20 protein-coding genes are annotated in these 19,734 nt (G+C 61.5%); 13 read left to right on the plus strand and 7 right to left on the minus strand.

The genetic code is table 11. The features are described 5' to 3' along the window. Positions 1 to 10: 10 nt before the first annotated feature. Positions 11 to 2,218 carry a sulfatase-like hydrolase/transferase gene (locus AAF358_00230; protein ID MEM7703943.1) on the plus strand — a complete coding sequence of 736 codons (2,208 nt, stop codon included), beginning with the start codon at positions 11 to 13 and terminating at the stop codon, positions 2,216 to 2,218. On the opposite strand, the gene AAF358_00235 is transcribed toward AAF358_00230, so the two are convergent. Next, on the minus strand, positions 2,200 to 3,597 hold the full coding sequence (locus tag AAF358_00235; GenBank protein MEM7703944.1) for a methyltransferase: 1,398 nt from the start codon (positions 3,595 to 3,597) through the stop codon (positions 2,200 to 2,202). The genes AAF358_00230 and AAF358_00235 overlap by 19 nt on opposite strands. Positions 3,598 to 3,626: 29 nt before the next feature. Then, positions 3,627 to 3,806 (minus strand): hypothetical protein, encoded by a 180-nt coding sequence (locus AAF358_00240; protein ID MEM7703945.1) that lies wholly within the window; start codon positions 3,804 to 3,806, stop codon positions 3,627 to 3,629. 461 nt (positions 3,807 to 4,267) lie between these two features. Between AAF358_00240 and AAF358_00245 the strand changes: the two genes are divergently transcribed. Then, positions 4,268 to 4,942 carry an outer membrane beta-barrel protein gene (locus tag AAF358_00245; GenBank protein MEM7703946.1) on the plus strand — a complete coding sequence of 225 codons (675 nt, stop codon included), beginning with the start codon at positions 4,268 to 4,270 and terminating at the stop codon, positions 4,940 to 4,942. Here AAF358_00245 and AAF358_00250 read toward each other — a convergent pair. From AAF358_00250 to AAF358_00260, 3 genes are all read right to left on the minus strand, one after another. Continuing rightward, positions 4,927 to 5,817: a LytTR family DNA-binding domain-containing protein gene (locus AAF358_00250; protein ID MEM7703947.1), complete on the minus strand. Its 891-nt coding sequence runs from the start codon at positions 5,815 to 5,817 to the stop codon at positions 4,927 to 4,929. The two genes, AAF358_00245 and AAF358_00250, sit on opposite strands and share 16 nt — an antisense overlap. Before the next feature lie 8 nt (positions 5,818 to 5,825). Further along, complete coding sequence (locus AAF358_00255; GenBank protein ID MEM7703948.1) at positions 5,826 to 6,374, minus strand: lipocalin family protein; 549 nt, start codon at positions 6,372 to 6,374, stop codon at positions 5,826 to 5,828. Positions 6,375 to 6,493: 119 nt separating this feature from the next. Further along, positions 6,494 to 7,756, minus strand: a complete 1,263-nt coding sequence (locus AAF358_00260; GenBank protein ID MEM7703949.1) for a hypothetical protein — start codon at positions 7,754 to 7,756, stop codon at positions 6,494 to 6,496. Positions 7,757 to 7,844: 88 nt separating this feature from the next. On the opposite strand from AAF358_00260, the gene AAF358_00265 reads away from it, so the two are divergent. From AAF358_00265 to glmU, 6 genes are read left to right on the plus strand one after another with little or no spacing between them, the layout of a single operon-like run. Continuing rightward, on the plus strand, positions 7,845 to 8,216 hold the full coding sequence (locus AAF358_00265; protein ID MEM7703950.1) for a hypothetical protein: 372 nt from the start codon (positions 7,845 to 7,847) through the stop codon (positions 8,214 to 8,216). A 31-nt stretch (positions 8,217 to 8,247) separates the two neighbouring features. Continuing rightward, on the plus strand, positions 8,248 to 8,496 hold the full coding sequence (locus AAF358_00270) for a hypothetical protein (protein ID MEM7703951.1): 249 nt from the start codon (positions 8,248 to 8,250) through the stop codon (positions 8,494 to 8,496). After that, positions 8,489 to 8,725 (plus strand): hypothetical protein, encoded by a 237-nt coding sequence (locus tag AAF358_00275; protein MEM7703952.1) that lies wholly within the window; start codon positions 8,489 to 8,491, stop codon positions 8,723 to 8,725. The genes AAF358_00270 and AAF358_00275 overlap by 8 nt, the downstream gene beginning before the upstream one ends. Before the next feature lie 33 nt (positions 8,726 to 8,758). After that, positions 8,759 to 9,088: a YbjQ family protein gene (locus AAF358_00280; GenBank protein MEM7703953.1), complete on the plus strand. Its 330-nt coding sequence runs from the start codon at positions 8,759 to 8,761 to the stop codon at positions 9,086 to 9,088. After that, the gene (locus tag AAF358_00285) at positions 9,085 to 9,576 is read left to right on the plus strand and encodes a DUF4124 domain-containing protein (protein MEM7703954.1); all 492 of its coding nucleotides are present in this window, start codon (positions 9,085 to 9,087) and stop codon (positions 9,574 to 9,576) included. The genes AAF358_00280 and AAF358_00285 overlap by 4 nt, the downstream gene beginning before the upstream one ends. Further along, positions 9,576 to 10,946 carry a bifunctional UDP-N-acetylglucosamine diphosphorylase/glucosamine-1-phosphate N-acetyltransferase GlmU gene (gene glmU / locus AAF358_00290; protein MEM7703955.1) on the plus strand — a complete coding sequence of 457 codons (1,371 nt, stop codon included), beginning with the start codon at positions 9,576 to 9,578 and terminating at the stop codon, positions 10,944 to 10,946. The genes AAF358_00285 and glmU overlap by 1 nt, the downstream gene beginning before the upstream one ends. 90 nt (positions 10,947 to 11,036) lie before the next feature. Here glmU and AAF358_00295 read toward each other — a convergent pair whose 3' ends face one another. Beyond that, a complete protein-coding gene (locus AAF358_00295; protein ID MEM7703956.1) occupies positions 11,037 to 13,640 on the minus strand; it encodes a G8 domain-containing protein in 2,604 nt (867 codons plus the stop codon). 152 nt (positions 13,641 to 13,792) lie between these two features. Further along, positions 13,793 to 14,686, minus strand: a complete 894-nt coding sequence (locus AAF358_00300; protein MEM7703957.1) for a LysR family transcriptional regulator — start codon at positions 14,684 to 14,686, stop codon at positions 13,793 to 13,795. Positions 14,687 to 14,889: 203 nt separating this feature from the next. Between AAF358_00300 and AAF358_00305 the strand changes: the two genes are divergently transcribed. The 5 genes from AAF358_00305 (at position 14,890) to AAF358_00325 (ending at position 19,724) form a co-directional block, all read left to right on the plus strand. Then, on the plus strand, positions 14,890 to 16,083 hold the full coding sequence (locus tag AAF358_00305; GenBank protein ID MEM7703958.1) for an NAD(P)/FAD-dependent oxidoreductase: 1,194 nt from the start codon (positions 14,890 to 14,892) through the stop codon (positions 16,081 to 16,083). Continuing rightward, positions 16,083 to 16,829: an arylmalonate decarboxylase gene (locus AAF358_00310; GenBank protein MEM7703959.1), complete on the plus strand. Its 747-nt coding sequence runs from the start codon at positions 16,083 to 16,085 to the stop codon at positions 16,827 to 16,829. The genes AAF358_00305 and AAF358_00310 overlap by 1 nt, the downstream gene beginning before the upstream one ends. Then, the gene (locus tag AAF358_00315) at positions 16,795 to 17,739 is read left to right on the plus strand and encodes a polysaccharide deacetylase (protein MEM7703960.1); all 945 of its coding nucleotides are present in this window, start codon (positions 16,795 to 16,797) and stop codon (positions 17,737 to 17,739) included. The genes AAF358_00310 and AAF358_00315 overlap by 35 nt, the downstream gene beginning before the upstream one ends. A gap of 16 nt (positions 17,740 to 17,755) precedes the next feature. Beyond that, on the plus strand, positions 17,756 to 18,439 hold the full coding sequence (locus AAF358_00320) for a PAP/fibrillin family protein (GenBank protein MEM7703961.1): 684 nt from the start codon (positions 17,756 to 17,758) through the stop codon (positions 18,437 to 18,439). Between the two features lie 94 nt (positions 18,440 to 18,533). Further along, complete coding sequence (locus tag AAF358_00325) at positions 18,534 to 19,724, plus strand: MFS transporter (GenBank protein ID MEM7703962.1); 1,191 nt, start codon at positions 18,534 to 18,536, stop codon at positions 19,722 to 19,724. Positions 19,725 to 19,734: the final 10 nt, after the last annotated feature.

Genomic DNA, 19,734 nt, shown 5'->3' on the forward strand with positions numbered 1-19,734 from the left:
AAATGTCGCGATGAAAGGGAAACAATTCGGGGCCTTGCTGGCCGTTGTCGGTCTGCTGGTGCTAAACCTGTTTTTCTTCGGTGTGTTTACGCTGTTCACCGAAAACCGCGGCGAGTTTCAGCTGTCTCTGCGGGAAATCTGGGCGCACCTGGTGCCCGCTGCGACAGCGGCGGCAGTGCTGCTGGTGGTTCCTGGCGTGGTGCTACGCGACCTCTGGCGAAAACGGTATCTGGCGGTCTTGCTGTTGGCCGGCGTGGCGACCTACGTCCACGGCAATCTGTTGGTCTGGGACACGGGGGTGCTCGACGGCAGCCAGCTCGATTTCAGCAATTCGGCCGCCCTGGTCATCGATGGTGCGCTGTGGGTGATCGGACTGGTGGTCGCGTTTCGTTTTGCCGCTCCGCTGTCGAAGCAGGCGGGTTTCATCGCCGGGTGTTTACTGGTCCTCCAGTCAGCCGGTGTGGCAATTCGGTCGTCAGATGCCGGCGCTCCCGTGCCCGAGCAGGCGTCCGCCACGTTTCCGCCGGAGCTGGCCATGCTCTCGAGCCAGCAGAACGTCCTGCACATTGTGCTCGACGGCTTCCAGGCCGATTTTTTCGGTGAGCTGCTGGAAAGTGAGCCTGAGCTGGCGGCGCGCTTTGAGGGCTTCACCTATTTCAGCAACGCCCTGACGTCCTCGGCGGTAACGTACCTCAGCGTGCCGGCGTTTCTCAGCGGAAAGACCTTCACCAACGAGCAGAAAATTACCGAATATCACGCCGAGACGCTCGGGGGCGAGAACGTGCTGACGGCACTCGATCGTGCAGGGTACGACATCGATATTGCTACGCCCGTGTGGTGGAACGCCGCGACCGACGCAATGGACCACTACTACCGAATACCAACGCCTTATCTGGACTATCCGAATGCGCTGGCCGCCACCGCCTGGTTTCTGCTGGATTTGTCAGTTTTTCGCCAGGCGCCCTTCTTCCTGAAGCCGCCGATCTACGACGATCAGTCGTGGCTGTTGTCCGACGTCTTTTCGTCCGACCCCTCGATGCAGTTTCAGCATTTTTCGCACACGACCTTTCTCCGCGATTTGACGCAGGAGCTGGTGGTGGTCGATCGTCCTGAGCCGGTCTACAAATCGCTTCACCTCATCACGCCCCACGCGCCCCTGGTGGCGCGGCAGGACTGCACCGCGGCTGGCGCGGCGTTGCCCGATCAACGGGAGCATCACCTTTGGCAATCCCGCTGCTTGCTGGAAGATCTGCTGGGGCTGCTCGATCGGTTACAGGAGCTTGCGGTCTTTCAGTCCAGCCTGATTGTTATTCACGCGGATCACGGCAGCAGCGCGAGTTTTGCGATGCGGCGCTCTGACGGCGCGACGGTCGACAGCACAAAATCAGAGCTGGGGCTTTGGGGCGCACCGCTCCCGCTGATGTTGGTCAAACGCGCCGGCGCTAGCGGCCCGCTGGTCGAATCGACCGCCCCCATCATGCTGACCGACCTGCCGGCGACCCTGGCCGCCGAGCTGAATCTTCCTCAATCCTTTCCGGGGTCATCGATGTTTGACCTCGATCCCGAAGCGCCGCGGGAACGCGTGTACTACTACAGCTATGTGCATCGCAATGACGCCGCCGCAAAAGACTTCTTTGATTTTTACGAAAGCTATGTGGTGCGAGGCAACGTGTATGAGGAGTCGTCCTGGAGCCGAGGCCAATCATCCGCAGCTTCCGCCCTTACGGATCGACCGCCGTACCGGTGGGGCGAAGCCATCCGCTTTGGTCAGCTTGGCAACTCAAAACCCTATCAGGTCAAAGGCTGGTCCAGGAGTACCGGTGACCATATTACCTGGACGGAGGGCCCGTCAGCGGAGCTGACTGTGGACCTTCCCGAGCCCGGCCAGCCTGTTATGCTGGTTGTCGACGCGAATCCCTACCTGGCCCCACCGAGGCTGCCATCTCAGAACGTGCGGGTGCTGGTCAACGGAGAGGCGGTCGGCAGTTGGCAGTTCACTGAGGCGGAGTTTCAGGTTTCGCGGATGGCCATCCCGGCCTCGGCAATCGCCCGCCAGGCACCTTCCACGATACGCTTCGAGTTTCCTGACGCCCGGTCTCCCAGCAGTCTGGGTGCCGGCAAAGATCTGCGGCAACTGGGGCTGGCTTTTCGAACGATTTCGTTTAAGGCGGAGGTCGACGCGTCAGCCGACGCAGGCGCTCAGCGGGGAGTGCAGTGAAAGAGGTAGCGGTTGCCTGAACCCAAAGATACGCGTTCTACAATCGTGAAGTGGCGTCCGAGGCTCGCCTCAAACGGTTCCAGATAGTAATCGCTGTACTGATCCTTCTTGTTGAGCAGCAGCCGTTTGACCATCTCGTCGTCACGGCTAACAAACTCGATGACCAGATCCCCGCCCAGGCTGGCAAGCCACGCAACGAACTCCTCCACCGGAATGTTCGCCGTAATCACCATGTGGTGTATCAGCGCGAGCGCTAGCACCAGGTCTGGCTTGCCGCGCTGGGCCAAAGACTTGCGTTCAGCCAGTCCCCAGCCCCAGTTCGGCGACGGATCGGCCAGATTGAACACGATGGGAAGAATGTTGGTGGCGGTCGACTGCTTCAGCGCCCGGTAATGTCTTTCCACCGCCAGATGATCGATATCCGCCGCCACCAGGTACTCGGCATGCTGGGCGGCTACGGCTGAGAACTGACCCGTGTTGGCGCCAAGATCCCAGCATAGCTTGGGTTTGACCGCGGACGAGACCTTGTCGACAAACTCTGCCTTGACGCGCTGATCGTGGTCGTCGTAATTGTGCTGCTGCGTGTAGTCTCCCCACTCGGAGGCGCCGGGTGCCCAGGACAGGTTTCGAATAAGCTTGGCGAGATTACGCACGTTGTTCCGGATGAGCTCCTTGCTGAAGCCGGCTGACTTCAGCTCTTTTCCGACGTTCCGCTGCGCCCCGGCCATCGATCGGGTCAGCTTGGCCTGCAGATAGACGTGGGTGAGGACGCCGGCGCGAAAACGATCGCGGGCACTGAACAACCCGTTGGCCGTTTCGGGGCTGATGCCCTCCAGGCTGCCGCGGAGCAGCGGCTGGAAATCGAGGTTCTTGTGCGCCTGGAGCAAGAGGGGGAAGAGAAACAGCTGGCAAAACTGACGGTAGCCAACCCAGGCTGAGCCCGCAGGCATGGGCTCCAGCGAGCCGGTGTCGATAAAGGTCGGTGCCGCCCCTCGGAACTGAACGTTGTACGGGGTGCCGTCCTTCAGGCTGAAGTTGTCGTTGAGCGCAGCGTCCAGAAGATCCAGCGTGACGAGCGCAGCATCCTGCAGCATGCTGAAGGACCATTCGTACGGGTATGACACAAACGGGATGCGTTGGTGTTCGAGCGCGCCAGCCCAGGCGACGTCGCCGCTGGCAGCTTCTCCCAGCGCCTCTTCGAGGCTGACTTGGGAGGTTTGGACGAGCGTGCCCTTGTCCATGGCTTGCATCAGCCACGGCCGCTCCGCCAGCGAGTGCCAGGAATCCAGCGCTTCAGTACTGATAAGTCGGAATACGCGGCCGTCGCGGTAAGCGATGCGGCCGTCGCGGTCACGGAACGATCCGGGTTCGAGGCTCATGGCCTTGGCGGTAGGTGCGGCTGTAGCTTTTAGTCTTCGCTGGCCGTTTCAGACTCAGAATCTTGTTTGATGCCGAAGAAAGCCAGGATGCGCCACCAGAAGAGCTTACCCGCCACCAGCAAACCGGCAACGCCGCCGAGGATGGCCTGCAGCAGAAGGCTGCCTGAACCGGGATCCAGGTAGGCGAAAGCGGCGGGGCTAAAAACCAGGGCCGCCAGGGCCACAAAAATGAGCAGGGAGACTGAACGCTTCATAGCAAAACTTCGAGGGCGTCTAATCGACCCATGTTACGAACAGATGACAAGATGTCAATTTTATGAATTTGCCGACGAGACCGTCCTGGAAAAGACGAGATAGGTTGCAGTCGCGCTGTCATGCCAATCCCCTTGTTGTTTTGCCGCCAATAGACGCCTGGCGTTTCACCATGCGCTCGAGCGGGGTCTGGCGATATTCTTGCGATCGATCGCTTAACGCCCGATGAACAACGTACTCCGGTGCGTGGGAGAAGCATGACTCTTGCTGTGCTGCAGGCGTTTCACATTATCAATTTCGGTTTCACTGCCTGTGCACATGTCTGACCGTTCGTGACAAATGCTGACCGCTGACGAATTAACGTTCGAGCGGACTGCCGGTTGTGGTGAGGATGAGGTTCGCAATTTTGGAGCCAATCATGACCAGATTTTTATCGATCGCCGCGTCAGGCGCGGCCTTTCTCACCGCTGCGCTTTGGACACCCGACGCCCAGGCGCAGTTTTACGTACGCGGTCACCTGATGGTGACCAATCCGTCGGATGACAGCGGATCGGACGTTATCGAAAACGGGATCGACGCCGGCAGTCTCGACGCAACCTTCGATGCGGGTTTGGGTTTCGGCGGCAGCGTCGGCTGGGTTTTTGCCGAGCGGTTTAGGGCAGAAGCCGACTTCACCTATCTGTCGGCAGACGTCGACCGGGCCACGCTGGGGGAGGGATTCAGTGCGGACGGGGACAACTTTGCGTCCACCGGCCTCGGCGTGAACCTGCTTTACCACTTCACGGATGACATCGCCGGCGAGCAAGGCTTCAGTCCGTACATCGGCCTGGGCGTTGTCTTTCTCAACGAGATCGATATCGATCTGGAAGGGCCCGGCGTGGGTCAGGGTTTTGAAGATCTCGAAGGTGACGACGTGGCACCCCAGCTGATCCTCGGCGTCAACCGAGGCATTGGCGAACGCTGGTCACTGGGGGGCGAGCTGAGATACCTGGCCGGTGGCGGCGTCGACCTGGAAAACGACGCCGTTCAAATCCGCGACATTGACTACGACAGTCTCAACCTGGGACTGACCCTCACCTACTGGTTTGACTGAGCGCTTGCGCCCGCTGGCGCTTCGGGTTGGGGATAGACGACCCTTTGCGCCAGCGCTTTTTTAACCTGAGTCCGGCGGCGCCGGCTTACCGGCACGCGTTCGCCGTCGAACATCTCGCACGACCAACCGTCCGAGGACTGAAGCAGGCGTCGGACGTGTTGGATACCGACCCAGTAGGACCGATGGACCTGCAGTCCGTTGACGTCCTTCAAGGGGCCACGAAGCGCCGCCTGCAGACTGAATCGAATCAACGCTTGACCGCGGCGGGTTACCACTTTCAGATAATGCTCCTCCGCCTTGACCCAGACGATGTCTTCGCCGAGTTCCGCCGGTAGCTCCGGCCAGCGGCGCTCGCCAGCCTGGGTCACGAGCTCTGCGTTCGACGGCTGCGTGGCAGTTGAGCCCTTAAGTTTCGGGATTTTCTGGGCGGCCTCTGGCCATGGCGCAATCCGCCGCAAGAGCAGCCAGCAAAGGACAAACGGCACCACCAGCTGCCGCCACTCTTGCTGCCAATCCTGCAGCAGGTCTCCGGAGCTGACCGACAGACCGAAGACCAATTCGAGCTGCCAGGCGAAGGGGGTATAAATCCAGGTGGCGGCCAGGGCACAGCCCAGGGAGACGGTCCAGCGCATCATGCGGGAGCTTTGCTGCAGGCCACACGCCGTCTCCAGCGCGAGGCAAAGCCCCGCGCCAACGCTGACCTGCGCGATCCAGAAAAAGGCTCGGCCGAGCAGCGACAGCTGCTCTGTATCAGCGGGGCCAAGGGCGGCAAGCGCCACCCCCAGCAGAACGGAGAACGCCAGAATCGCCGGGCCGCTGCCCGGTCGAACAGATTTAGGAGCTGCGCCGCCGAGGGCGCCAACAACCGGAGGCATCGGGAACGCTACTGGAAACCGTCCTGACCCACCTGCTCAGGCTGATGGGCGATTTTCAGGATGCGGCTGGTGTCATAACCCTGCGCAGCAAAAGCCTGCAAATACTGCTGATAGGTGCTTTCCTCCATCTGGGGTTCGCGCGCCATAATCCACCCATAGTCCCGGCTGGGGTGGGCAATCCCTACGTGTTGGTATTGAGCGTCGAGCTTGATCACCAGGTAGTCAAAGGTAAAGGGCCAGAAAAAACGTGTCTTCAGCCGACCGGGTTCCGCCGGGTCGGGGGCCCACGCAACGCCTTCCATGGTCTTGATCCGACCATCAAAATCCTTCCGGTAGAAGTACAGATCGTCGTAGCGCCCGTCGTCACGCTTTTCAAAGACCACGCGCGGCGTGACGTTGCCGCGTTCAAAAAAGTAGGGGATGTTGGCAATGACGTACCACTCGCCGTCGTACTGTTCCATCGACAGCTCGTCGACAACCGTGATTGGGCCGAGTCCTTTGGGTGTGCTCGCACAGCCGCCGAGAAGCAGCAGGGCGACAATCAAAAGCTTGCGCATGGTTCTATCCTCCTCAGCGAGTATCGTGCGCGCTGCGGAATGGACAAAACGTCAACGGCGCGTGCAGCTCCCGGCACGGTCCGCTCGCAAGCGCCTGAAAAATTGCGCTTTAAGGCGCTTTACGGATTGCGGGGACTCGCGCTGTCGCTAGGTACCAGAGCGGCCACGCGATCGCGCTCTTGGGTGATTTGGTCGATTTGCGGGTGTTTGGCATACCGCGTGACCATTTGATTGAGAATTTTCAGCGCTTCTGCGTCCCGGCCGAGTTTGTCGGTGAAAATCCGAGCGGCGAGAAACGCGTGGCCGACGTTGTCCTTATGCCCCGGGAAGTGGCGAACAAAACCCTGCGCGAGCAGCAGCGATCGCCGAGATTCGCCTCGCTCCAGCAGGTGTTTGCACAGCGTCAGGCTGATGTCGGGCTCAGGAAACAGGAAGTTGGGATCGAGCGCCTGCGCCTGGTCCCAAAGCTCGAGAGCCTGCTCAAACTCATCGTCAGCAAGATGTACCTGCATCCGCAGCCGCAGCACCGCCAGCTGGCTGGTGACGTCTTCCAGCTCGCCGCCCAGCGTCAACAGGGCATCCGCCGCCGGTGACCATGGCCCCTGTTCCTGCATGGCTTCCTTCAGGAGCTGGCTGGCACGCTGACGATCACCTTCGTCCAGCAGCTGCTGCGCCGCCAGCACCGTCGGGTCGGCGACAGGCTCAGGCGTTTCCTCACGGATGAGCTCCGGGCCTTCCACCGCCATGCCGAACTCGTCCTGGTATTGATAAATCACATAGCCAAGCAGGTAGAAGATGGACACGATGGCGCAGCGCGTGACCACCTCCGACGCGAGCGTCCCGGCGATGGGAATATAAGACAGCAGCCAGGCGGCCAGTGCGGACACGCCAAGGATCAGACCGCACAGCCATAGCAGCTGCACATAGCGTCCCCCGAGAAAGCGGGTCACCGTCATCCAGGTCAGCGGATTGAGTGCCGCCAGCAGGCTTTGGTCCATCGCCAGCGCCATCGTGGCGACCGGCAAAGCCGCCAGGACGGCCAGCAGCACCGGCACGGCCAACGCCCAACCGCCGGTGTTGTAGGCCATCCCCGCCGGGATGCCGAGAATGATCCACAGCGCAAACTGCTTCCAGGCGATGGTGCTACCCATCTGGTCGAAATAGCCGCTGTGCGGTGAGAGATTACCCCCGGCGGTATGGCTCAAGACGCCGTAAGCGAAGTTATAGGTGGCGATCCACACCAGCAGGCCAAGCAGGATCAACGAGCTGGTCAACCAGCCCAGCACGGAAAGGACACCGATAGCGATGAGGTTTTCGCCCTTGAGGGGATAGGCCAGCACCTCGGGCATATGCTCCCAGAACGGCGTGATGTCGTCATTCATGGGTAAATTGTACCGTCAGGATCACCGCCGGTGGTCCGGAAGAGAAGAACCGGGGAACAGGGTAAACTGCCGCGACGGAGGTTCGATCATGAAACGACGGTTGGCGTTATTGCTGCTGCTGGCGGCGAGTGTGTCCGCGCAGCCCGGCATGAAAAACGGGGAAATGCGGCGAGCCTCGCAGGGGACGCTGGAGGCCTGGCACGAGCCGAGTCAGCAGTGGGTTACTCCCGAGGATTTCTGGCGACGCTACGCGGAAGGTCGGGGTGGGCTCACCTGGGGACAGGGCAGCGAATACCCACCCTATGAGGAGGTCAAAGAAACCGACACGTTTCTGGCGGAGCTCGATAGCGGCACCTGTCTGATGCTGTTCTGGCACACCCGCTGGCGGCGAGCCAACGACGTGAGGCGCTGGGATGATCGCTTCAATGAGGTGGGCGGATGCCCGGATGTGTTCAAGTAGCGCCGAGACTAAGTTCGGTGACTGAGACGCCGTGACCGGTCGACCGCTGCAGGCGTCGCTCAAGCTTACCGGGCTGGTGATGTGGCGCGGCGGGTTGGCTTTTGCGGCCGCGGCGGGCCTGTACTACGGGGCCTGGCAGTACATTAAACTGCTGTCCTGGCCTGGAGCGGTGAAGGTGGCCGCCGCAGCTGCCGTCGCCGGCACCGGGCTGCTGCTGGTCTCGATGATCCTGGAGCGCCGGAGGGATGCCCAGGCAGAAGGAAACTTAACGGATGATTGACGTATTTCGAATCATGGGGTTTCTCCTGATTCTCTCTGGCATGCTGGTCATTGTGACCTGGATGATCGAACCGCTGCGCGCGCTCTGGCCGCTGTTTTTGGCGCTTCCGACGCCGGTGCTGATCGGGGTCACCGTAGCGGTCCTCGGTCTGATGCTGCTTATGGCTTCACTGATCTGGGAGCGAACTCGTGATAAACGAGAGGAAGAGAACATGCTGGAGCAGGACTAGGATCGACGGGAGAAGCAAAAAGCCGTGAGCAAGATGCTGATTGTTACCACCGATTTTGTTGCCGGCCGCGAGATCACCGCGACCCTGGGCGTTGCCCGCGGTAGCACCATCCGCGCTAAACACGTGGGAAAAGATATTCTGGCTGGCCTGCGGACGCTCGTCGGCGGCGAGCTCAAGGAATACAGCGAGATGCTGGTCGAATCGCGGGCCCAGGCGCTGAGCCGGATGGAAGAGCAGGCGCTCAAGCTTGGCGCTGACGCGGTTGTCGGCGTGAGGTTCGTGACCTCTCAGGTCATGGCCGGCGCCGCTGAGCTGCTGGCGTACGGTACCGCCGTCAAGCTAGCCGACGAGGGCGAATCATGAATCGGAAAACCTTACTGAGATTGCTGCTTATCGTGTTGCCCTTCGTTTTTATAGCGGCCGCCGGCGGCGCCGAAAAGCTTTACAAGTGGGTCGACGCCGAGGGTAATCTTCATTTTTCTGATCGGCCGCCGGAGGATTCGTCGCCGGCAGAGGAGATCGAGGTGGATGCGGAGATCAGTCAGGAGCGGCAGCGGGCCGGTCAGCAGCAGCTGATGGAAACGCAGAGCGCCATGGCTCAGCGCCTGATGGAGCAGCGTGCCAGCGCGGAGGAGCAGTCCCGCATGAACGCGGAGCAGGACCGCGAACGATTCAACAATCAGGTCCGCTGTGCTGAAGCGCGAGGAAACCTGGCTGTACTGCAGCGCCAGGGTCCGGCGTTTACGGTCAATGCGCAGGGCGATCGCGAGTACGTCGAGGATGCTGACCGCGATCAGCGGATTGCCCAGTTCCGCCGACAGGTTAATCAGTACTGCCAACAGGACGGATAATGGATCAACCGCTGCACGTTGTGATCCTGGCCGCCGGTCAGGGCAAACGGATGCGCTCACCGCTGCCCAAGGTTTTGCAGCCGGTTGCTCAGCAGCCGCTGCTCGCCCACGTCATCGCAACAGCTCAAGAACTGGGGCCGACCGCGGTGCACATTGTGTATGGGCACGGCGGCGAGCAGGTGCAGGCCGCGTTCGCCGCGCAGCCCGACCTGCGCTGGGCGTTGCAGGCTGAGCAGCTGGGTACGGGGCACGCGGTGCAGATGGCGCTGCCGGATGTTCCCGAGGGCGCCATGGTGCTGGTGTTGCTGGGTGACGCGCCCCTGATGCGCAGCGAATCGTTGCGGCGGGTGCTCAACGACGCAGGCCAGGGTCTGGGCGTCCTGTCAGCGCTGGTCGCCGATCCCGCCGGCTACGGACGAATGGTGCGCGACGCTGACGGTGCCCTGGAGAGCATCGTTGAGCACAAGGACGCAAGTCCGGACCAGCTAGCGATCAATGAGGTCAACAGCGGTGTGATCGCCGCGCCGGCCGGCGCGTTGCAGCGGTGGCTCGGTCAGGTCGGCCGAGACAACTCGCAGGGCGAAGTCTACCTAACCGACTGCGTGGCGATCGCCCGGGCCGAGGGTGCGAGCGTGGCAGCGACGGTGGCTGAGCACGCTGAAGAAATTCTTGGGGCCAACGACCGGTGGCAGCTGGCTGAGCTCGAGCGCCACTATCAGCGCCGCGCTGCCGCCGAGCTGTGTGCGCAGGGTGCCACGGTGCTCGATCCAAGCCGAGTGGACGTGCGAGGCGAGGTCTCGGTCGATGAAGGCGTGGTGATCGACGTTAACACCATTTTTGAGGGCAAAGTGGTCCTCGGCGCCGGCACTCGTATCGGCGCGGGTTGCGTGATCAAAGACAGCACGCTGGGGCCTGGGACCCGCGTCGCCCCCTACAGCGTTTTAGAAAGCGTGGAGTGCGAGGGTGACAGCGACATCGGGCCGTTCGCGAGAATGCGGCCGGGTACGTACCTGTCGCGAGACTGTAAGGTCGGCAATTTTGTCGAGACCAAAAAGGCGCGCTTCGGCCAGGGCAGCAAAGCCAGTCACCTGTCCTACCTGGGTGACGCGCAGATCGGCAGCGACGTGAACATCGGTGCCGGCACCATCACGTGCAACTACGACGGGGTCAACAAACACTTAACGGTGATCGAGGACGGGGTCTTTGTGGGTTCGGACACGCAGCTGGTTGCGCCCGTGACGGTCGGCAAAGGGGCCACGCTCGGCGCCGGCACAACGCTGACCAAAGACGCGCCGGCCGATCAGCTCACCATCACCCGGGTTCGCCAGCAGGTGATTGAAGGCTGGCAGAAGCCGGTCAAAAAATCTTAGTCGTTTCAGGTTCGACCAGTGTGCGCCGTCCCCTATCGGGGGGGTGCCTCATCGGAGTCGAGTCGCTCCGCTCGTTTCCACAGTTCCCATTCACTCGAAACCGCTGCGGAAGAGCAGCTCGGGCCTGACCGGGCCCACCGTGACGGTGACCCAGGCGGGACTGAAATTGCCCTGGCTGTCGGTGGCCCAGTATTTGAACCGATCGACGCCGACATAATCGAAGTCCGGCCAATACAGCACCGTCCCGTTGCCGTTGTCGAACACCAGCCCGTGCAGCGGCTGCAGCAGGCCGTCGATCGATACCGGGTCCGCCTCCGGGTCGGAGTCATTGTTCACCACGTTGATCACCACCGGCGTATCGCCGTCGGTAAACGCCGAATCGTCCGACGCTGTTGGCGGCTGGCTCGCAAGGTCGATCATGCCGGCCTGGAACGCGTCACGCCAGGCGTGGAACGGGTTGCCCAGCAGATCGTCTACGGCGGGGCCAAGTCGCGTCTTGAGGCCTCGTTTGTGCACCTCGCCAGTGGCTCGGTCGGTGAAGTACTCTTCTTCTAAGGCGTAGGCGTCACCGCCGGCCGTCCGCCGATAGCCGTCCTCAGCAACGATGGTGATCATGTCGAAAGACGGTGTGCCGAGGTTGTCCGTGCCAGCGGGAATCGGCGACTGGCCGATGCTGTCGACCTTGCTGCCCGTGTAGGTAACGCCGGAGCCGGCGCTGGTAGCGGGCGACAGATATTCCAGCGGCTCGTTGTCCAGGTTGATCTCGAAGCGTCCGGGCACTAGGTCACCCGAGGTCAGCAGCTGGTCGATGGCCGGGTCGTAGTCCTGGTAGGCGTTTTGTACGTCGGTCATTGTGATGTCGATGGTCACGTATTGGTTGGCGCTGGCCGGCGTTGACTCATCGGTAAAGCCTTTGCCGAGACCGATGCCGGTTTCAAAGCCGCGGATCTGGGCTCGATTGACGACCATGTCTGAGGTGTTGTTGCCGAAGTCGATGCCAAACGACGCGGTGCTGAACGGCTCCGGGGTTTTGCCGACGAGATCGAAGTCTTCCAGCAGATAGTGAGAGGTGTATTCCAAAGCCGCGCCGGCTCGAACCTCCCATGCCAGGAAGCGGCTCAGGTGAGAGTGGATGTCGTGCTGCTGATTGGGGTTGGCTTTCACCACGTAGAGGCCAACCGTGCTGGCAAAGCTTTCGTTGTCGTGAAAGCCGAGAATCGGCGCGTCGTCTGGCGAAGCCTGGCCGTTGCGGCGCAGCGCCTCGGGCAACGTGAAGGCCTGGTTGTCGAACCCGATCATGCCGTTACCCCGGTGCAGGTAGACAAAGCCGTGGTTCACGCTCGCGGCGATGTTGCCAACGCTCTTCACCATCCGGCCCTGGAACCAAAACCCGTCTCCGGTCCGTGCCATGTCGAATAGATCGACGTCGTTGCCGTTCTTGGGATTGAAGGCGCTGTTGCCTTCAGCCTTGATGGCGATATTGTGAGTCCAGCTGCCGATTTCGTTGCCGGTCTCAGCGACAAAGCCGGCGCCGAACGTGTCGAAGGAGGCGTTGTTGTGAAAGATGGCGTTGCTGTCGTGGTGTACATAGCCCCAGCCGGGTGAACCAAACACGGCATTGCCGATGACCAACGCCGGATTGCGGGGGTCGGCGATGCCGGCGCGGTGGATATGAAAGGAATATCGGCCGCGGACGTTGCTGTCCGGCTCGACGGTCGTAAAGTCGGCAGCCTCGAGGCTGGGGGTTTCCTTGCTGGTTCGGCCGAGATGCCAAAAGCCGGCGTAGCGGATGTCGATATTGTCGTTGTGGACAAACATCACGTGCCCACGACGCTCGCGCGCCGTCTGCGGATTCTGGGTGGCGATGGTCACGTTGCGGCTGAAGTTCGCCACCGAGGTTTTCAGATCTGCGCGCGGCGACCGGTGGCTGTAGGTCAGCGCGGGCGTAATGCCAACTTCGCTGCCGTTCAAGGTCGTGATCGTCACAACCTCATCCTGGGTGCCGAAGTAGCGGACCTGGCGGATGTCGTTATCCCAGCGCCAGCCGGGGTAGCGCGTGCCCGCAACCACCAGCGTGTCGCCCACCCGCCAGTTGACCGGTGCCTGCTGCATCTGCAGCGTGGTGGCACCGGCCACCGGGTCCGTCGCGACTTTGGCGTGGACGGTTTTGGCGGCGCCGTGAATTTGTACCTCGCCACTGGCCACCAGTCCGCGCCCCATCAAAGCCGGGTCGCTCTGCGGGTCCAGGTCTCCGGAGTCAGCGACCAGGATTTCGACCTGCACACCCGGCGCAACCGGATCCGCGAGCTGACCGATCGTTAGAAGCCCCGCCGCGTCGACCGTCAGGGTGTCCAGGACCAGCCGGGAGCTCACCGTGGTGGAGAAGGTCAGTGCGCCCTCAACCGTCAGCTGGTCGAGCGCCGCGTCGCTGATCCCGTCGTAGGAAACGGTGACGCCCGCCGGGATCAGGACCGACTGTCCGGCCTGAGGTATCGCCCCGGACCAGGTTGCCGGGTTGAACCACGAGCCATTGGCGACGGCAGAAACGTCGGGGCTGCCTTTGCTGGCCATGATCCCGTGCGCATGAACTTCCCAGTGTTCTTTGGGATGGCCGGATGCCGCTGACTCCGGCTGTGCCAGCGAATGCTGCACTGTGAGAAGCAACATCAGGCCGGCGGTGATGGTCTTGAGCATGATTGGACAACAAACTGTGAGCTGAACCGCAAGACGCTAGCAAAAAGCGGCCTCTTGAGAAGTGACCTGGTTCACTGATGCTGATCAGTGGCCGGAAACGACCGGCGTGCGGTGCGCGGCGGACTAGTGTCCGCGCTTAACTGGCCGGCAGGCTATTGAGTAAAAAACTCGACGGCGGAGTCCTTGATCACCTCACCCGCGGCCCGGGCGGCGCGGCTGTGCTGTGAGGACCGGGAGTAGGCCAGGTGGACGTCAAAGCCCATCCGGCTTGAATCGATCCGCCGGGTCTCAAGAATACCGCGCTCCACGTCTCGCACCACCGACGATCGCGCGAGGATGGCGGCCCCGGCACCGGCCCTAACCAGGTCTTTCATGGCGGGCAGCGCGTCTATCTCAAAGGCGAGCTTGAAGTCTACGCCCTCCTCCTTAAACACCTCGGCCATGCGGTTGCGAATACCCTTTTTCTCAAACGGCGCAATCAGCTGGAGCGCGGACATCTGGGATACGGTGACCGGATCGGGAGTCTCATCCCCGTTTGGCACCACCAGACACAGCTCTTCGCGCCCGATCTGTTGCACCGATAGCGAAGAATTGGCGGGCGCTTCAAAGACCACGGCAAGATCAAGCCGATCGGCGGCAAGCCATTCGGCGAGGGTTGCGCTGAGACCTTCCGTCAGACGAACGGTGATATCCGGGTGCAGCGTCTTCATTCGCTCAAGCAACGTCGCTGCCATCACCAGTGTGGTCGACGGCGGCATGCCGATCCTGACCACGCCGGCCGGGTTTTCGTACCAGGACTGGAGATTGCGACGGGTATCCTCGAGCTGCGCCAGCACAGACCGGGCGCGCTCGTAGAGAAACTCGCCCTGTTCGGTCATGGTCACGCCGCGCCCGGTCCGGATTAGGAGCTGAACCCCCAGCTCTTCCTCCAGCAGCCTCATGTGTCGGCTCAGCGCGGATTGGGCAATCGGAATCCGTTCCGCGGCCTGGGTAAAGCTGCCCTGGTCCGAGACCACGAGGAAGTACCTCAGCTGGCGAAGATCCATAACTTCTGTGTGCCTGTGCCGGTCAAACCGCGATTATATCCGCTGGCCGCTACGCGCGTCGGAGCGTCTTTGAGCGACGCGGCGTGGCGCCATTGGTCGGGCAATTTTGCCATTCAATTACGGGATGATGGGCATCGAAAAATTGGATCAACTGACCTAATTCGGACGGTTACACTGGCTTTTGGCTAGAGGCGGACACCGAAATGCTAAACGTTGATGTAATTGTTGTCGGGGCCGGTCCGGTGGGGACCGTGGCGGCCTACGTGCTGGCGCGCCAGGGTATTCGCGTGGCGATCTGCGAAGCCGGAACGACCCACGCGCTCGACCTTCGAGCCTCGACGTTTCATCCGCCAACGCTTGAGATGATGGACGAGCTGGGTGTTGCCCAGGACATGATTGAGTATGGGCTGGTCGCGCCAAAATATCATTTCCGAGAGCGCGAGACCGGTGAGGTAATCGAGTTCGACATGACGGAAATCGCTGACGAAACCCGGTTCCCGTTCCGGGTTCAGTGCGAGCAGCACGTGATGGCCGGCATGCTGTCCGAGCGGCTTGAGGCGCACCAGCTTGCGCACGTCATGTATCAGCATCGAGCGCTGGGTTTCACGCAGGATGAGAACGGTGTCGAGGCCTGGTTCGAAACCCCCTACTCAGTCGAGAAGATCCGGGCGCGGTACATCATCGGCGCTGACGGCGGCAACTCGCTGATTCGGAAATGGCTGGGGACCGAGTTCAGCGGTTTCACCTATCCCGAAAAATTTCTCTGCCTGTCCACCAAATTGGAGCTGGCAGATCATTTTGAGAATCTTGCCTACGTCAACTACGTGGCCGATCCCAGCGAATGGCTCGTGCTGCTGAGGGTGCCCAGCGTCTGGCGCATCCTGCTGCCGGCGTCGGAGGAGACGCCCGACGAGGAGCTGCTTTCCGACCAGATGCGCGACGAGGTGTTCGAGCGGCTGATCGGTTCGCCGGACGTCGAGACCCAGCACCGCACGATCTACCGCGTGCATCAGCGCGTGGTCGAGAACTTTTCGCACGGCAGGGCGTTTCTCGTCGGTGACGCGGCTCACCTCAACAACCCGATTGGCGGTTTGGGGATGAACAGCGGGATTCACGACGTTTGGAATCTGCAGGAGAAGCTGGCCCATTGCCTCGAACATGGCCATGACCCGGAGCTCTTCGAACGGTTTGATCGGCAGCGACGCAGCGTGACCAATTCCTTTATCCAGGCCCAGACGATCCAGAACAAGGAGCTGCTGGAGCACGGCTCCGCGGAGGGCCACGCTCGGAAGTTTGCCCGCATGAAGGCAGCCCGTGACGACCCTGCTCAGCGACGAGATTTTCTGATGCGCCAGTCCATGTTGGATTCCCTGCGGGAAGCTGAGGAGATTTACTGATGACTGACATACTCGGCTACCGCGCCCTGTTCGGGGTGTTGGGACCTTCAACCAACACCGTCGTCCAACCCGACTTTGACGACCTGCGGCCGGTGGGCGTCACCAATCACTACAGCCGGATTGTGGTGCAAGACGCGGACGCGATCTCCGACGAGACGTTTTTTGCCGGCACCATGGAGATTTCTCAAAACACTGTCGAAGCCGTCAAAGGCGTCAAAACCTGTGGGCCGGACTATCTGGTGATGGGTATGTCGGCCGTCACGTTTTACGGTGGCGCTGAGGGTGGCCAGAAGTGGAAGGAAAACATCGAGGAGGTAGCGGAGCTGAAGCTGTCGATCGGCTCCGAGTCGCTGGCGATGGCGCTAGAGGCATATGGCGGCATCAAGAAGGTTGCCTTTCTGTCACCCTACTATCCGGTCGCGAACAAAGAGGTTCGGAACTATCTCTCGGACTTTGGCTTTGAAACCGTCCGGGACCACTGCCTGCAGTGCCCGAGCTGGACAGCGATTGCCAAGGTGCCGGAGCAGAAGCTGATCGAGGTACTCAAAGACCTCGACGGCGACGACGTCGACGCCCTCATCCAGGTTGGCACCAACCTCTCGATGATTCGCCTGGCCGCCGCCGCCGAGCGCTGGCTGGACAAGCCGGTGATCGCCATCAACACCGCCACCTACTGGCACGCGCTGCGCGCCAACGGCATCGGCGACAAAATTGCCGGATTCGGCAAGCTGCTGGAGCACCACTGAGGTGCAGTACCCCTACAGCCCCATTCCTCAGCGTGGACCGCTGAAGTTTCCCAACGGCGCCCGAGTGGCGCTGATTTTGACGTTTAACCTTGAGACCTGGGACCTGACCAAAGACACCGATCGGGCCTACTACGCGGGCGGGCCGGCCATTCTGCCTGACGTGCTGCCGGGCCGGGTCCCCGACTACCCCAACTACACCTGGCGGGAATACGGTCAGCGGGTAGGAATCTGGCGGCTTTATGACGTTTTCGACGAGCTGGGCGTCAAGGCCAGCTGCACAACCAATGCGGTTACCTTCGAACGCCGCCGCCCGATGGTCGATGCGTGCCTGGAGCGTGGCTGGGAGCTGCTGGCACACAACTATGAGCAGGGTGAGCTGCTGACCGATTTCTCGGGTGACCCGGACCGCGAGGCTGAGGTAATCGGGCGGACGCTGGAGATCTATCAGCAGAACGTTGGACGGCCCGCCAAAGGCTGGCTGTCGTCATCGCTGCGCGGCACCCTGGCGACCCCGGGCATCCTCGCCGCCAACGGGCTCGAGTTTTACTGCGACCTGATGAACGACGATCAGCCCTACATGATCGACACCGAAAGCGGACCGCTGGTCGGCGTTCCGTACTCCAACGAAATCAACGATTTCACGCTGCTCACCCGCCGTGGCCACACCACCGACGAATACCGGGATATTCTGATTGAGGAGCTCACCCAGCTCCACCGGGAGGGTGAGACTAGCTCACGACTGATGAATGTCGGCCTGCACCCACACGTCTCCGGGCGTGGCTATCGCGTGCGTGCGTTGCGCGAATTTTTGGCGTTTGCCAAAGGACTGGACGGCGTTTGGTGGCCCACGCGAGAGGAGCTGGCGGCCTGGTATCGAGACAACCATGATGGGCACATCAAGCCTGCCTGAAACGGAGCATAGACCCATGACCACAGATTCACCGGTCCGCGGCGAGACCGCGGTCAAGCAACAGATCTTCGATTTTCTTGATCAGATGGACGAAACGGTTCTCTGCAGTGAAGAGGAGAAGGATCAGCTCAAGGCTTGGTGTGACGAGCTGTGCACGCACACCGCCGTGCCCGAGCCCATCAACAATCAGGCGGCCGCCTCTGGCGTGTGGCGGTCCCGGTTTGCGAGCTTCGCCGTCAAACACTCGGAAAACCAGCCGATGTATCACCCGTCCGATCTGGCGCGTCAAAGCTTCAACAACCTGCCGAAGGTGCCGGTGCAGGTGGTCGATCTGGTGCAGGAGATCGACGAGGCGACCAAGGCTTACAACAACGTGGTGCATGTCACCAGCCCGGCGGGTGACGCCAAAGGGATTGTGGTGATGTTTGGCCGTTATGAAGGCGCCGAGGAGAATCCGCAGCGCTATGCCGTGTCGTTTTACCGCGTCGGCTTCTTCTGTAACGACGATCGCAGCGACGAAGCGTTCCGGGAAGCATTTGGTATTGACGCTGATCGTTCGCTGGACGTGGAGTTTCGCCCGCCGTCCCTACATTCGGATATCGTGTATCTGGACGACGATGCGCGAATCAACTACGGCAAGCTCGGTGGCTTTTACGTGCTGTCCCGCGATCCGCGTCCGTTCTACTCGCTGGATATCTGACTCGACGCACGCCCAGCGCCTGGCGCCGGGCCACACCCGAAGCTGACGCCCTCGCGCACGCGAGGGTGGGCTCCTGCCTGCTGATGCTGCCGCCATGATTATTGTCCCGATTGTGCTGTTTGTCTGCCTAATTGGCGTCGGGATTGTCATTCCGCTGTTTCCCTTTTTTGGTCAGCGGGTGGGTGCATCGCCCGAATTAATCACGATGCTGATCGCGGTCTTTGCGTTTGGCCAGTTTCTCTCCAGCCCGTTCTGGGGCTGGCTGAGCGACCGCATCGGCCGCAAGCCCGTCCTGCTCATTTCCCTGCTCGGCTCAGCGCTGTCGTTCGTGATGCTCGCGTTTGCGGAGACGCTCGAGCTGCTTTTTCTGTCGCGGATTGTCGGCGGTTTGATGACGGGCATTGCGCCCGTGGCGTTTGCGGTTGCCTCAGATACCAGTTCGCTGGAGCGACGCGCCGGGGCGATGGCCCGAATCGGCGTATCCTTTTCGCTCGGCCTGATCGCCGGTCCGGTACTGGGTGGGCTGCTGGCGGGTGACGACCCGGCAACCGCCAACTATTTCTTGCTGGGTATGGTGGCGGCCGGTATGAGCCTGCTGGCTGGCCTGATCACGCTGGTGTTTTTCACGGAGACGCTGCCGTCGGAGCGTCGCCGTGCCTTAGAAGCGTCGCGACAGCCGTCGGGGCGACCTTTGCGCGATCTGTTGAGCTTGCTGGAGGTGCCAGCGCTCAGGCGCATCACGCTGATCAATTTTTGTTTTGCCGGTGCCCTGGGAATCTTCGATTCAACGTTTGCGCTGTTTGCTAACGCCAGGATCAACTCGGGACCGGAAGAGATCGGCCTGCTGTTTGCCATGCTCGGCCTGATCAACGCGCTGCTGCAGGGAGTGGCCGTCAGCCGGATTGTGCCCGTTCTGGGAGAGTGGGGCGCCGTCATGCTGTCGATTGTGCTCTACGGGGTTGGGCTCATCATGCTGGGCGCCGTCGACACCAAGCCTTGGTTTATCGCCTCAACCGTCCTGCTGGCGATCGCTTTCAGCATCTTTATTCCGACCTCCAACAGTCTCGCATCCAAAGCCGCAGAAGATGACAAGCGAGGCGCTGCGCTCGGCGTTTTTCAGGGAGCTTCCAACCTTGCCCGCAGCATCACGCCGCTGTTCAGCGGCTATGCGTTCGCCCGGGTCAGTATCGAAACCCCCTTCCTCTTGGGGTCGCTGCTGCTCCTGTTGCCGGGCTGGATCGCCTTTGGACAGGTGCGTGCGGCAAGGCGCCGCACGGCTCACTAGCGAGGACTCG

Source organism: Pseudomonadota bacterium (assembly GCA_039033415.1).
In the GTDB taxonomy this organism is placed as follows: domain Bacteria; phylum Pseudomonadota; class Gammaproteobacteria; order Xanthomonadales; family SZUA-38; genus JANQOZ01.

Excerpts from the sequence above, each read along its gene's own strand:
- glmU (MEM7703955.1), top strand. The coding sequence starts at position 9,576 with ATGGATCAACCGCTGCACGTTGTGATCCTGGCCGCCGGTCAGGGCAAA.
- AAF358_00310 (MEM7703959.1), top strand. The coding sequence starts at position 16,083 with ATGACTGACATACTCGGCTACCGCGCCCTGTTCGGGGTGTTGGGACCT.
- AAF358_00230 (MEM7703943.1), top strand. The coding sequence starts at position 11 with ATGAAAGGGAAACAATTCGGGGCCTTGCTGGCCGTTGTCGGTCTGCTG.
- AAF358_00305 (MEM7703958.1), top strand. The coding sequence starts at position 14,890 with ATGCTAAACGTTGATGTAATTGTTGTCGGGGCCGGTCCGGTGGGGACC.
- AAF358_00325 (MEM7703962.1), top strand. The coding sequence starts at position 18,534 with ATGATTATTGTCCCGATTGTGCTGTTTGTCTGCCTAATTGGCGTCGGG.
- AAF358_00260 (MEM7703949.1), bottom strand. The coding sequence starts at position 7,756 with ATGAATGACGACATCACGCCGTTCTGGGAGCATATGCCCGAGGTGCTG.
- AAF358_00245 (MEM7703946.1), top strand. The coding sequence starts at position 4,268 with ATGACCAGATTTTTATCGATCGCCGCGTCAGGCGCGGCCTTTCTCACC.
- AAF358_00250 (MEM7703947.1), bottom strand. The coding sequence starts at position 5,817 with ATGCCTCCGGTTGTTGGCGCCCTCGGCGGCGCAGCTCCTAAATCTGTT.
- AAF358_00300 (MEM7703957.1), bottom strand. The coding sequence starts at position 14,686 with ATGGATCTTCGCCAGCTGAGGTACTTCCTCGTGGTCTCGGACCAGGGC.
- AAF358_00265 (MEM7703950.1), top strand. The coding sequence starts at position 7,845 with ATGAAACGACGGTTGGCGTTATTGCTGCTGCTGGCGGCGAGTGTGTCC.
- AAF358_00320 (MEM7703961.1), top strand. The coding sequence starts at position 17,756 with ATGACCACAGATTCACCGGTCCGCGGCGAGACCGCGGTCAAGCAACAG.
- AAF358_00255 (MEM7703948.1), bottom strand. The coding sequence starts at position 6,374 with ATGCGCAAGCTTTTGATTGTCGCCCTGCTGCTTCTCGGCGGCTGTGCG.
- AAF358_00285 (MEM7703954.1), top strand. The coding sequence starts at position 9,085 with ATGAATCGGAAAACCTTACTGAGATTGCTGCTTATCGTGTTGCCCTTC.
- AAF358_00275 (MEM7703952.1), top strand. The coding sequence starts at position 8,489 with ATGATTGACGTATTTCGAATCATGGGGTTTCTCCTGATTCTCTCTGGC.
- AAF358_00295 (MEM7703956.1), bottom strand. The coding sequence starts at position 13,640 with ATGCTCAAGACCATCACCGCCGGCCTGATGTTGCTTCTCACAGTGCAG.
- AAF358_00280 (MEM7703953.1), top strand. The coding sequence starts at position 8,759 with ATGCTGATTGTTACCACCGATTTTGTTGCCGGCCGCGAGATCACCGCG.
- AAF358_00235 (MEM7703944.1), bottom strand. The coding sequence starts at position 3,597 with ATGAGCCTCGAACCCGGATCGTTCCGTGACCGCGACGGCCGCATCGCT.